This window comes from Spirosoma sp., assembly GCF_026391055.1.
In the GTDB taxonomy this organism is placed as follows: domain Bacteria; phylum Bacteroidota; class Bacteroidia; order Cytophagales; family Spirosomataceae; genus Spirosoma.
In genome coordinates this window covers 536,166-547,777 of the sequence record NZ_JAPLET010000022.1, presented here as the reverse complement: position 1 = coordinate 547,777, position 11,612 = coordinate 536,166, and the positions used below count along the sequence as shown (strand labels likewise).

The 11,612-nt window shown below is 48.7% G+C and carries 7 protein-coding genes; 6 read left to right on the top strand and 1 reads right to left on the bottom strand.

The window, feature by feature from the left end; all coding sequences use genetic code 11:
• The first annotated feature begins 625 nt into the window (after nt 1-625).
• The 6 genes from NT073_RS17385 to NT073_RS17360 all read left to right on the top strand — a co-directional run bounded on the left by NT073_RS17385 (nt 626) and on the right by NT073_RS17360 (nt 10,142).
• Nucleotides 626-3,820, top strand: a complete 3,195-nt coding sequence (locus tag NT073_RS17385; RefSeq protein ID WP_297375876.1) for a TonB-dependent receptor — start codon at nt 626-628, stop codon at nt 3,818-3,820.
• Nucleotides 3,821-3,853: 33 nt separating this feature from the next.
• On the top strand, nt 3,854-5,638 hold the full coding sequence (locus tag NT073_RS17380; protein WP_297375874.1) for a RagB/SusD family nutrient uptake outer membrane protein: 1,785 nt from the start codon (nt 3,854-3,856) through the stop codon (nt 5,636-5,638).
• Nucleotides 5,639-5,825: 187 nt separating this feature from the next.
• Nucleotides 5,826-6,656, top strand: coding sequence for a hypothetical protein (locus NT073_RS17375; protein ID WP_297375872.1), 831 nt, complete (start codon nt 5,826-5,828; stop codon nt 6,654-6,656).
• Between the two features lie 88 nt (nt 6,657-6,744).
• Nucleotides 6,745-7,362 carry an isochorismatase family cysteine hydrolase gene (locus tag NT073_RS17370; RefSeq protein WP_297375870.1) on the top strand — a complete coding sequence of 206 codons (618 nt, stop codon included), beginning with the start codon at nt 6,745-6,747 and terminating at the stop codon, nt 7,360-7,362.
• A 50-nt stretch (nt 7,363-7,412) separates the two neighbouring features.
• Nucleotides 7,413-9,605, top strand: a complete 2,193-nt coding sequence (locus tag NT073_RS17365) for an alpha-galactosidase (protein WP_297375868.1) — start codon at nt 7,413-7,415, stop codon at nt 9,603-9,605.
• Between the two features lie 108 nt (nt 9,606-9,713).
• Nucleotides 9,714-10,142, top strand: a complete 429-nt coding sequence (locus tag NT073_RS17360) for a response regulator (protein ID WP_366107572.1) — start codon at nt 9,714-9,716, stop codon at nt 10,140-10,142.
• A 134-nt stretch (nt 10,143-10,276) separates the two neighbouring features.
• Here NT073_RS17360 and NT073_RS17355 read toward each other — a convergent pair whose 3' ends face one another.
• Nucleotides 10,277-11,590, bottom strand: a complete 1,314-nt coding sequence (locus NT073_RS17355; RefSeq protein WP_297375866.1) for a PQQ-dependent sugar dehydrogenase — start codon at nt 11,588-11,590, stop codon at nt 10,277-10,279.
• Nucleotides 11,591-11,612 lie beyond the last annotated feature (22 nt).

Sequence of the window (11,612 nt, the reverse complement as noted above, 5' to 3'; positions counted from 1 at the left end):
TTTTCGATCACATTAAATATTGTTCATTTTTCACTGTGACACGGGACTATAGTCAAGACAACGACACTCGCCCCATGCCCTACTAAGTTCAGAATGCCCTCCCCAAACGGCAGATTGAATAAAAGCTCCGATGCTTGCCAAAAAATATTTTATTTTTTTCAAAAAATCTGACGTGTCAATTACGCCCGTTGCCTTCACTTTACGTGTCAAATTGACCCCATAAAAATCGTACAATTTTTTACTATCAATTTCCTAAGGTTAAATAACCACTAGTCATCACCTGTAACTAGGTTTCTGGGTATAGTGGGATTACGAGCCTGTTTGCTCAACATCCTAAAAATTTACCATGTGGCCTATTATATTCATTCGTATACTACTATAAAAAATTACCATATGAGTAATTATACATTTATATCCAACAAAATGGCAAAAGATAAATAAGTAGAATTCTTAGAAATATTCAATTTGGCTTAGTATACATAACGTACCTTTTAGGAGTTTTATACTTGGAAAATAGTAATTATTTCACCAAATTATTTTATGTTATTAAAAATTTTAACTTGAAAAACTTTAATTTTGTAAAAGTATCAAACCAATCTTGTTAAGTATTTATACCTAAATTTTTATGAAGAATAACTACTATGTACGTTGGGGATCCCATCTGCTGTGGATTACCTTACTACTGATCCACACAGCAGTTTTAGCCCAGGACCGTACGATTACCGGCCGCATTACGTCTAAAGGAGAAGGCAGTGCACTTCCCGGTGTGAACGTTTCGATTAAAGGCACTTCGCGCGGAGTTGTTAGTGACGCCAACGGTGGATACAGTATTGTAGCTCCTTCCAGGACTACGCTTGTTTATTCATTCATTGGATTCAAAGCCCAGGAAGTGGTTGTCGGTAATCAGTCCGTAATTAACGTGTCCCTGTCGGAAGATGTCTCTACACTCAATGAAGTTGTTGTTACGGGCTATAGTGCCCAGTCTAAACGGGATATCACCGGAGCTGTATCGACCGTAAACACCAAAGAACTGCTGTCCATTCCGGCAACGGATGTAGCCCAGCAGTTGCAGGGCCGTGTAGCTGGGGTAACGGTAACGAACGATGCTACACCGGGGGGTTCGGCCACAGTACGGATTCGTGGATTTGGTACGATTGGTAACAACGACCCACTCTACATTATTGACGGCGTGCCAACCCAAAACCTGGGCACCATTAACCAGAATGATATTGAGACCATTCAGGTACTTAAAGACGCTTCAGCTTCGTCTATCTATGGTTCCAGAGCGGCCAATGGCGTTGTGATCGTAACGACCAAGAAAGGGAAAGCCGGTGTATCTCGGATCACGTTCGATGCCTATTATGGGTCGCAGCAGTGGGCAAAAAAAGGGGAAGTCCTCAACGCTACTGAACTGGGCCAGTACTTATACCTGGCCGATGTTAACGCGGGCAAGGTCCCTTCACACGGGCAGTATACGTATGGTGCCAACGGGCAGGTAACCATCCCGGCCTATGTATTCCCCAGCAAAGGGGCTGAAGGAACAGCAGCGGTAGATCCGAGCAAATACTCCCTCACTCCAGACAATATTTACGCGATCACCCGCTCGGCAAATACGAACTGGTTCGATGAGGTTTCTCGGACAGCTCCTATCCAAAACTATCAGCTTGGCGCATCTGGAGGTTCAGAAACGGGCCGTTACGCCTTATCGGTAGGTTACTTTAACCAGCAAGGAACTGTTCGGGATATCAGCTACGACCGTTACTCTATCCGGGCTAACACGGAGTTCAATGTTAAAAAGCGTATTCGTATTGGCGAGAACCTGACTGCCGCTTACAGCAGCCGTAAAGGAGGTTTTAACAACAACGAGGAACAGAACGCCGTATCCGGTGCCTACAAGCACCATCCCTTACTTCCTGTTTATGATATCGCCGGAAACTTTGCCGGTAGCCGGGGACTTAACCTTGGTAACAACTCCAATCCGGTGGCTACGCTGTTCCGTGAACGCGACAACCGGTATAACAGCCTTCGCGTATTTGGTAACGCATATGCTGAAGTTGACATCATCGAAGGCTTGACGGCCCGCACGTCGATGGGTCTCGATGCCAACGGAGACCGCGCCAAATATTTGGGACGGGCAAACCCGGAATATATTGAGGGTAGCTTCAACAACAGCCTGACCGACCAGAACCGCTACTTCTACCAGTGGGTATGGACCAATACACTGAACTACTCAAAGACGTTTAAGAACGTTCATAAAGTCGATGCTTTCGTTGGTACCGAAGCCATCCGTCAGTATCAGGAATTCTTTGGAGCCGCTCGTAGTGGTTACTTCACTGAGCAGAAAGACATTCAAAGCTACCTTGACCTGGGTACGCAGTCATCAGCCAGCAACGAAGGACGCATCGAGCAGGATTACTCCCTATTCTCGGTCTTCGGTAAACTGAACTACGCCTACAGCGACAAATACCTGTTCCAGGCTATTATTCGTCAGGACAAGTCGTCACGCTTCCTGTCGGCTTCGAACAGTGCTCTGTTCCCGGCTGTGTCAGCGGGCTGGCGTATCTCGCAGGAAAATTTCTTTAAGAACAACCTGACGTTCGTTAGCGATATGAAACTGCGGGCAGGTTGGGGTAAAACCGGCAACCAGGCAATTGGTGACTACAACGCCTACACGACCTACCGTTCCAATACCTTCACCAACGGTTATCCTATTGACGGGAGCATGTCGACAGCGACGGCTGGTTTCAGCCCACAGCGTTTTGGTAACCCGAATGCTAAATGGGAAGCTACGGCCTCGACCAACTTTGGCTTCGACCTGGCCATGCTGTCGAACAAGTTGGATGTGAGTTTCGATGTGTGGAGCCGGAAAACGACCGATATGCTCTTTACCTCACCGTTTACGTTTACCGCGGGCGATGCCGATATTCCGGCGTATAACGTGGGCAGTATGCAAAACCGGGGAGTCGACCTCGCTATTGGCTACAAGGATCGTAAAGGTGATTTCCGTTATGGCGCCAGCATCAACTTCGCTACATACCGCAACAAAGTACTGAAACTAGATGAAAGCGATGGCACCCGTTACTTCGGTTATGGCTCGCGCGTTCCGGCGGTTACTCTGACACAGGCCGGACTCCCCATTTCATCGTTTTTTGGCTACAAGGTACTTGGTATCTTCCAGACAGCCGAAGAAGCTAAAGCCTGGGCTCCCTATGGTGATTACAATGCTGTGGGTAAATTTAAAATGGCCGACATCAATGGCGATGGTAAAATCGATGACTCAGACCGTACCATCATCGGCAACCCCCACCCCGATTTCACCTATGGTATTAACCTGAACCTTGGGTATAAAAACTTCGATCTGACCATCTTCGGTAACGGATCGCAGGGCAACGACATCTATAATTACACCCGCTATTTTACGGATTTCAACACCTTCCAGGGTAACCGTTCACGTCGGGCCTTATACGATGCCTGGTCGAAAACGAACCCAGGTGGTACAGTACCCATCCCGGATGCCAACGACCAGATCAGTAGCCGCCCTTCCTCTTACTTCATTGAGGATGGCTCATACTTCCGAATCAAGAACGTTCAGTTAGGCTATACCCTGCCAACCGGCCTGCTTTCCAAACTTGGCTTAGCTTCCTGCCAAATCTATGTGCAGAGCCAAAACCTGCTCACATTCACCAAATACCAGGGACTCAACCCGGAGATTAGCATTTCGAACAACTCTAGTGGCGACAGAAACCGTAACCTCGGCTTCGACGGCGGTTACCTACCCGCTTCCCGTACGCTGCTTTTTGGCCTAAGTGTTGGATTTTAAGCTACTCTTCACCTGACAACTTGTAAAAAAACTATGCTTACATTTCGTAAAAAACTTTTAGTATCTGCGTTCACTGTCACCGGCCTAATTGTGCTCGATGGTTGTAACGACTCTTTTTTGACTCGCCCCCCACAGGGCCAGTACAGCCCAGCTTCTCTGTCAAACCTCAAAGGCATTGAAGGCATTCTGATCGGTGCCTATGGAATGATCGATGGCCAGGGAATTGGTGGCCAGAACGCCTGGGAAAATGAAGTACAAAACTGGGTCTTTGGTGGAATCCCTTCGGATGACGCCTACAAAGGCACTGACGCGGGTGACCAGCCTGAGCAGTCGTTTATTGAACGATATGACTTCCAGCCAACCAACGGGCATATCCGTAACAAGTGGCGGGGTTTATACGAAGGCGTTGCCCGAACCAATAACGTACTCGATATCCTCCCTCAGGTAAAGGACATCACCGATGCCCGGCGGAAGCAGATTGAGGCCGAAGCCAAGTTTCTGCGTGGCTATTTTCACTTCGAAGCCCGTAAAATTTTCCGTTACGCGCCATATATCGACGAGAAAATCTACGACATAAGCGACCCTAACTCGACCAAAATACCGAACGATAAGGAAATTTGGCCGAACATAGAAGCCGATTTCACCGCAGCGGCTGCCGCACTTCCTGAAACACAGAGTCAGCCAGGCCGTCCAACCAAATTTGCGGCATTAGCGCATCTTGCTAAAACGTACATGTTCCAGGGATTCGATATCTCTACAGGTGCGGCCAACACGGCGAAATTGCAACAGGCTAAAACGGTACTGGAACAGATCGTGACTAGCGGCAAGTACAAGCTGATTGATAATTTCTCGCAGAACTTCGATTCGGACACTCGAAACAATGCTGAATCTATCTTTGAAGTTCAGTACGCGAAGTCAGCCTCCGACGATGGAGCCGCAACCGCTGGTATGGGCTTAGCTCACCCCTATGCCTCCCCCTGGGGTTGCTGCGGATTCTATCAGCCTTCGCAAAACCTCGTAAATGCCTACAAAACGGATGCTAACGGCTTGCCGCTTCTGGATACATTTAACGATGTAGACGTGAAAAACGACCAGGGTATCGCACTGGAAGGGGCTTATACGCCCGATGCAGGTCGGCTTGACCCACGCCTTGACTGGACAGTAGGCCGCCGGGGAATCCTGTATAAGGATTTTAAAATCCATAACAGCGATTTCATCCGTGACCAGACCTACGCAGGTCCTTACTCGCCTAAAAAGCACGTTGCCTCCAAGAAAAACACGCTGTTGGGCGTTGGCTGGACTAACCTGACCGGCAACAACTTCCGCCTGATTCGTTACGCACACGTTCTGCTTTGGCTGGCCGAATGCGAAGTGGAAATTGGTAGCCTCGAACGTGCCAGAGCGCTTGTCAACCAGGTACGCGCCCGCGCAGCCAATCCGAATGACTGGGTTAAAAAAGCCATTCAGGGAGGCACTCGGGATGCCTACACGGAAACCAGTGACCCTGCAGCTAATTATGTCATCAAGGAGTACTCGGCTCCATGGACAGATAAGGTGACCGCCCGCAAAGCCGTTCGGCACGAAACCCGCCTTGAATTTGCTATGGAAGGCCACCGTTTCTTCGACCTGGTTCGTTGGGGAGTTGCAGCCGATGTGTTAAATGCTTATACCGCCACGGAGGGCAATAAACGGACATACCTGAAAGGTGTGCGTTTTGCGAAAGGCAAAAATGAGTACTTCCCAATTCCACAAGAAGCCATCGATAACTCATCTATTGCAGGAAAACCAACGTTAACCCAGAACCCTGCCTACAAGTAAGCAGAGGGTACGTTGTTTAGTTGAAAGAGGTCTGGCATATAATGTGCCGGACCTCTTTTTTTGTTGTGCTTAAATTTCTTCGTCAAAACGGCTCCTTTTACAAATCAGAGCGGTAGTATTTTCCCAACAAATACCTTTTTAGTTTGGATAGAACTCTGTGTTTTCTGCCCTTAACCAAAACCTATTCATGAACCTTTTCATCCAACCATTTAGCCTAACGTTAACTGTATGCGTTGCTTTTCTGTGCTCGCTCAATGCTAGTGCTCAGTCAAAAACTTCTCAGAAAAAGTACATGTACCTGATTTACCACAAATTATCACCGGGGCTTACTATTCAGGATGCGTTGCCGGTCGAACGCGAATGGAAACGTATTAATCAGGCAGCCGTCGACGAAGGTAAACTGGAAGGCTGGTACATGACGGTAAAACAGTTTACGTCTAACCCCAACCAAACGGAATACGACTATGTCACGCGAATAGTGTCGCCGGAAATGGCGATCAGAGGAGCTTCGCCGGAAGCAATGGCCCGAATTTATGGTGATAGTGTTCAGGCTAAAATGGCTGATTTGCAGAAACGCGACCGCCAAACGGCCCCCGTCGTCAAAATGGAAATCTGGGAAATTACGGATGGTACGTTTGCGCCAAAATTTGCGCCGGACGGATCACAGTTTATGGTCATTGAGCGTATCCGTCGCCGGAATCCGGGCGCTGACTATGATAATGTGGTTGGCCAGCTTAAGAAACTAAGTGAAGAGCGCATTAAGCGGGGTAATCTGCTGGGATGGGATTTTTCATCGCTGGTCATTCCGAATGGCAGCGAGAAAGGCTACGAATTCAGTATTGCCCAGTACGTTACCAGTCTGAACGCCGTTGCCAACCCCATACTTGTCGACACCCCAACACCCATTATGCCAGCACAGGCTTACAAACAGCTCCGCAGTCAAACCGCTCAGATGTTCGATATAACCCGACAGGAAGTGTACCGATTCATGGAATACACCACTAGGCCCGCCAACTAACAAATGGTGGATAGATGCGGGAAAGTTGAGGGTTTATGTAGTTTATAGTCAGTTAATGCAACGACTCTTAAACCCTTTACTTGCCACCATGGACACCAAAAACGCTGACTTACACGGTAATGCTCCCGACTCGTCGCCAGTTGCGTTGCTTATCATCGACATGATCAACGATCTGGAATTTCCGGGCGGAGATGAACTTCTGGAACCTGCCAACCGGATCGCCGACAGGATTGCCGGACTCAAACAACGCGCCAAAGAACAGAGTATTCCGATCATTTATGCCAACGATAACTTTGGTAAGTGGCGCTCTGATTTCAATGAAGTCGTTGAGCACGTATTGACCGATGGAGTCAAAGGAAAACACCTGGTGGAAGTTCTCAAGCCTGATAAAGACGATTATTTTGTGCTGAAGCCCAAAAACTCGGCCTTCTACGAAACAACTCTTGACATGTTGCTCACCTATCTACAAGTAAAGCATGTTATTATGACTGGCTTAAGCACCGACTCCTGCGTACTTTTTTCAGCCAATGATGCCTATATGCGCGATCTGAAAATTTCGATCCCAGCCGATTGCGTAGCGTCGATCAACCCCGCCCATACAGACGATGCACTCGCTTATATGAAGCGGGTACTTAGTGCCGACATTACCCCGTCCGTCGATGTTGATCTGGCTGCTCTCTGTCAGGAATTAGCAAGTGTTGATTAGCTTTGTCCAGACGTTTTCATTTACTGGTTAAATACTTCCCCCGATACTCCATGAAACAGCTTTGCCTGTTCGTACTTTTTGTTTTTTTCAAAACCTTAATCACAAAGGCCGCGCCTGGCGATGTGCACATTGCCGTTGAAACCCGGCAAACGGCTTTGGTAATTCGGGTCGATAAAGACCAGACCCCAACCTTGGTCCATCTGGGGTCAAAACTTCGAAACGCGGCCGAATACGCAGCAATTCAGGCTCGTGGCAAACGGGGTGAAGATTATACCGATATATACAATTCAGTCTATACGCCCGCTGGAAGCCGTAACTTACTGGAGCCTGCCATCCAGGTTACCCATGCCGATGGAAACCCTTCTCTCGATCTGAAATACATTCGGCATGAAAGCCAGTCGATGGCCGATGGTGTGGTGCTGACGAAAGTATACCTGAAAGATCCGCAGTATCCCTTTGAGGTTACACTGTATTATAAAGCTTACCAGAATGAAGATGTTATCGAACAGTGGAGTACCATTCGGCATACCGAAAAGAAACCGGTAACGCTCCATAAATATGCTTCGGCAAACCTGTATATCCCAGCCCAGTACTATTACCTGACGCATTTTCACGGCGACTGGGCCAATGAGATGAACCCCAGTGAAATACCGCTTACCGAAGGCATTAAGGTATTGGATTCTAAACTTGGAACCCGCGCCGACCTGTTTCAGCCGCCCTCGTTTCTGGTATCGCTGAACAAACCCGCTGAAGAAGAACAGGGCGAAGTCATTGCTGGTACGCTTTCCTGGTCGGGGAATTATCAATTGGCATTTGAGGTCGATCCGCTGCATAACCTCCGGATCATACCGGGCATCAATCCCTATGCATCGGCGTATTCGCTGGCGCCCGGAACCGAGTTTACGACACCCGCTTTCCTGTTTACGTACTCCGACAAAGGCAAGGGCGGGGCAAGTCGTAGCCTGCATCGATGGGCGCGCAAACACCGCATACCGCAAGGCGAAGGTAACCGCCTGACGCTGCTGAACAACTGGGAAGCTACTTATTTTGATTTTAACGAAGAGAAATTAAGTGCCCTGTTCAAGGATGGCAAAAAGCTCGGTGTTGACCTGTTTCTGCTGGATGACGGCTGGTTCGGGAATAAATATCCACGAAACAACGACCGGGCCGGGCTAGGCGACTGGCAGGAAAATGTCAAAAAACTACCACATGGCCTGGGCTATCTGGTTAAGGAGGCCGAAACCGCGGGTATCAAATTTGGTATCTGGCTCGAACCGGAGATGGTGAGCCCCAAAAGCGAACTGTATGAAAAACACCCCGACTGGGTGATCAAACTACCCAATCGGTCAGAATACTACTTCCGCAATCAATTGGTCCTTGATTTATCGAATCCGAAAGTTCAGGATTTTGTCTATGGAGTCGTGAATGACCTAATGACCAAGAACCCAACCCTAGGCTTCATTAAATGGGATTGCAACGCCGTGATCTATAACGCGTTCTCGGCCACCATTCAGAACCAGTCGAACCTCTATGTCGATTATGTACAGGGCCTTTATAAAGTACTTGACCGGCTGCGGGCAAAGTATCCTACCCTGCCCATGATGCTTTGCTCGGGTGGTGGCGGCCGGGTAGACTACGGTGCACTGAAGTACTTCACCGAATACTGGCCGAGCGACAACACCGACGCCCAGGAACGGATATTTATCCAGTGGAATTACTCGTATTTCTTCCCGTCCATTGCCAGTTGCAACCACGTGACAGATTGGGGAAAACAGCCCATCAAGTTCCGTACGGACGTAGCCATGATGGGCAAACTGGGGTACGATATTGTGGTGAGTAAACTGACCGAAGAAGAATTGACATTCAGCCAGCAGGCACTTAAGACCTATGAGGGCATTAAAAACGTAATCTGGAAAGGTGACTTATATCGACTCGCTTCGCCCTATACGAATGATGTTGCTTCTTCCATGTACGTCAGCGAGTCCCGCGACCGGGCGGTTTGGTTCACTTATTTAGTCAACTCCCGCTACAAAGCGGGGAGTCAGGCACCCATAAAGCTGAACGGCCTTGATCCTGCCAAAAACTACCGAGTTCAGGAACTGAACGTTTATCCGGGAACTACCTCCCGAATCAATACCAGCACGGCAACGTACTCGGGGAACTACCTGATGGCCATTGGCTTCAATCCACAGGTAGATACCCGCCGAACCAGCGTGGTGCTTGAGGTTAACGAAGTGAAGTAAGAAACCTTAGCGACTCATAAGCTCCATTGTTGGCGGTTTTATAGGCATTAACGTTTACGAAACCGCCATCAGGCAGTTCAGTTATAACCTGAAATTCCAGTTCATTAACTGATACCTAATAAAGTTCATTACATACATCATAGGTTTATTTCCGGGGAACTTGCCGAAAACTGTCGGATTATGACGGCCTACGATGGCATTAAGGGCTGGAAAATTGCCCCTAATGAACTCCCCGATGTTGTTCTGACCGATATTATGATGCCTGGTCTGGATGGGTTCGAGTTGACCCGTCGGCTGAAAGCAAACGCCGAGACCGATTATACAGCCGTACTAATGCTGACGGCAAAAACAGCTCAATCAAGCAGCATGGAAGGGCTGCAGACTGGAACGGACGACTACATTGCCAAGCCGTTTCATGTTGACGAACTAAAACTGAAGTTGCATAACTTACTCGACAGGCACCTGAAGTTAAGGGAACACTATGTCGACCGATCAACCATCTCTTTTTGTAAGGCCATAATGGCTCAATTAAAGTGAATTCGGAAGAGGATAAGGGTACTGAATTTATTATTGAACTGCCATTGCAGGGGTAAGCGTGACCAAAAAAAATAGTCCCGACCAGCGGGACTATTCATTATTCCAATGCTTAGCCACAATGATGGCGCTACGCATTACTTCTTAGACGACGCGGTTGCTTTATGGTTTGCAGCCTGATAACTGATCCTAAACAGCGTTCCATTCAAATCGTCGGTCACGTACAGTGAACCGTCGGGGCCTTGCGCCAGACCGCAGGGCCGGTGCTGAACGGGGCCCGTTGGCTTCACCAGATCCGTACCGGCAAAATTATCGGCAAAGATTTCCCAAGGGCCCGATGGCTTACCGTTTTTGAAGGGAACGAAGCCAATTAAATAACCCTTATGCAACTCCTGCGACTGTGCATGGAAGGCAATAAACGCCCCATTTCGGTACTTCTCCGGGAAAGCCGTTCCTGTATAGAATAACAGACCATTGGGTCCCATGTGCGCCGGGAAAGCCGCCACTGGATTGATGGTTTTAGCTGATCCCGTTTTCTTACCATCGCCACCATACTCCGGCGCCAGAATTTTCTTTTTCTGGAAGTGGTCGTAGTAAACATAAGGCCAGCCCGCATCGTCGCCCTGATGAACTTCATACATCGTTTCGGCGGGTAGCTCGGCACTCTGTTTGGGCGTGTAGTACTGCGGGTAGAAATCATCGAACTTACCCCGGCCGTGCTGGAGTACGAACAGGGAGTTGGTTTTACTATTCCAGTCAAGCCCCACAACATTTTTCAGGCCGGTAGCAAATCGTACACCGCTGGAGAATGGCTGATCGGGCACATCGGCTTTAAACCGCCAGATACCAGCCGCCGAGTCGAGCAGCGGGCAGGGCATCAAGCCTTTTCCCGTTCCAGCCTCGCGGCAGGCGTCGTTATCGGAAGCGATATTGACATAAATATTGCCCTGATTGTCGACGGCGATGGATTTCGACTTATCGCGGTCTTTTTCCCGCAGCCCGGATACCAGCTTCTCGGGCGCATCCGGGTTGACCACTTCCTGATTTTCATTCAGTTTATACCGAAAAATGCTGTTATTGGACGAGGTATACAAATACCCGTTCCGAATGAAAATACCCGTGCCTGGATAATCGCCAAAGCCCGTCCGCTCATCGACTACGCCATCTTTGTTGGTGTCGCGCAAGCGGTAGATGCCCTTACCGTCCTTTAGCTTAGCCAGTTTCACATATATATCGCCGGTTTTCGTAACGACAATATGCCGGGCTGCTCCTACTTCTTCCGCTACGACAGTGGCCGAAAAGCCAGCGGGCAGCTTCACATCTGCTCCGGTAATTGATTTTTTTGCATTAGGGGCAACTTTTACAGGCGGTTTGGCGGGGTACCCAGACACACCGTTCAGCGTCAACAAAGACGTGGCCAGACAGGTAATTACTACAAAAGATTTGTTCATGGATTGGGGGTAATCGGTATTT